Annotated in this window: 2 protein-coding genes; one reads left to right on the top strand and one right to left on the bottom strand. The window is 61.3% G+C overall.

Annotation, left to right across the window (positions count from 1 at the left end):
- Positions 1 to 467, top strand: a 467-nt coding sequence (locus tag V6C16_RS12585; protein ID WP_333543369.1) for a DNA/RNA nuclease SfsA, incomplete at its 5' end; no start/stop codon positions are given.
- A 279-nt stretch (positions 468 to 746) separates the two neighbouring features.
- Here V6C16_RS12585 and proB read toward each other — a convergent pair.
- A partial coding sequence (gene proB, locus V6C16_RS12580) for a glutamate 5-kinase (protein ID WP_333543368.1) occupies positions 747 to 1,687 on the bottom strand: 941 nt, incomplete at its 5' end.

Genomic DNA, 1,687 nt, shown 5'->3' with positions numbered 1-1,687 from the left:
TTATACCCAACCGCATGCTTGAGGCCGCCTTTCACGCCGGACGCCTCAACTTTGCCCAGGGCTACACCAGCCTTGTCCGCGAGGCCAAACGCGGTCAGAGCCGCCTGGACGGCCTGCTCACGGGACCAGGCCAGCCGCCCCTGTGGGTAGAGTGCAAAAACGTCACCATGATGGAAGACGACGCCGCCTGTTTTCCCGATGCGGCCAGCGAACGCGGGCAAAAACATCTGCGCGAGCTTATGGATATTGTGGCTCAAGGCGAGCGCGCCGCCATGCTTTACCTTGTGCAGCGCCCGGACGGCCGCTGTTTTGCCCCGGCAGACTTTATCGACCCTGAATACGCACGACTTTTCTATGACGCGCTGTCGTGCGGCGTAGAAATTTATCCGTACCGCGCCCTTGTGGATATAACGGGCATAGATCTCGGCCCGCTCATTCCCCTGCGTCCCGCTCCGCAGCGCAACTGACTACACGCCATAAAAAGGCCCCTTGCGGGGCCTTTATACATAGTAAAATGTCGCTGTTGCCCGGCGGACAAGCATTTTCAAGAAGCAGAACCTTTCCACAGCCCTTGTGGAACCTCCAGTCCCGGTCTCGCACGGCCCCGGTCCCACACTGTCCTTGCCCGCATATGCGTGATCTGCGGCACCGCGGCACACTGTGCCACTGTCTGCGGCCTTCCGGCGCACAAGCCAGTTCCTTGTCACTCAGGCCACAGCGCGAACCCGGCCCGCGCCGACAGGGCATCAGACGGCCGCATCCAGCAGCAGGTTATCCCTGTGTATGACTTCCGGGTAATGGGCATCGCCAAGAATGGCCGCCACCTCGTGGCGCTTCAGCCCCATAATTTTCTTGAGTTCCGGCGCGCTGTAGTTGGAAAGTCCCACGCCGAGGCTTTTTCCCTTGTGCAGTACGCGCACAAGGCCCCCGCGTTGAAAAATTCCTTCCACCGCGCACACGCCGCCGGGCAGCAGACTGCTGCCCTTGTGCAGCAAGGCTTTGGCAGCGCCGTCGTCCACATGCACGCTGCCCGCAGGATCAGACTGATAGGCCAGCCAGAATTTGCGCCGCGTAATGGCTTGCCGGCCGGATCTCACCCAGGTTCCACGCGTAAACGGCTCATGCCCCTCAGGCGCGGGGCATACCCCGGCAGCGGCAAAAGCCCGGCTGATAACCCAGGGCTCACGGCCGGGCAAAATCAGCGTGGGTACGCCCAGTTGTGCGGCACGACGCGCCGCCAGCAGCTTGGAATACATGCCGCCTGTACCCACCAGCGTTTTGCCCCCGCAAAGCCGCCCCAGATCCAGCGTTGCCACATCATCAATATGGTCCATAACGGGCGCGTCGGGATATTTTTGCGGATCAGCCGCCAGCACGCCCGACGAAGACGTCAGGTTGATGAAAAGATCGGCTTCCGCCAGATTGATAAGCAGGCTCGCCAGGCAGTCATTGTCGCCAAACTTCAGTTCGCTGATGGATACCGTGTCGTTTTCATTAACGATGGGCAGCACATCCCAATGCAGCAGCTCGGCAAAGGTGTTGCGGGCATTAAGAAAGCGCTGGCGCGCGCGAAGGTCGTCACGGGTCAGCAGCACCTGGGCCGTGGACATGCCGTGGGCCAGAAAAACCTTGTCCCATGCCTGCATGAGCTGTCCCTGCCCCACAGCAGCCGCAGCCTGACGCGCAG

Source organism: Desulfovibrio sp. 1188_IL3213, assembly GCF_036763145.1.
GTDB lineage: Bacteria > Desulfobacterota > Desulfovibrionia > Desulfovibrionales > Desulfovibrionaceae > Desulfovibrio.
The sequence above is the reverse complement of the archived record's forward strand: the minus strand, read 5'-3'. Positions and strand labels throughout refer to the sequence as shown.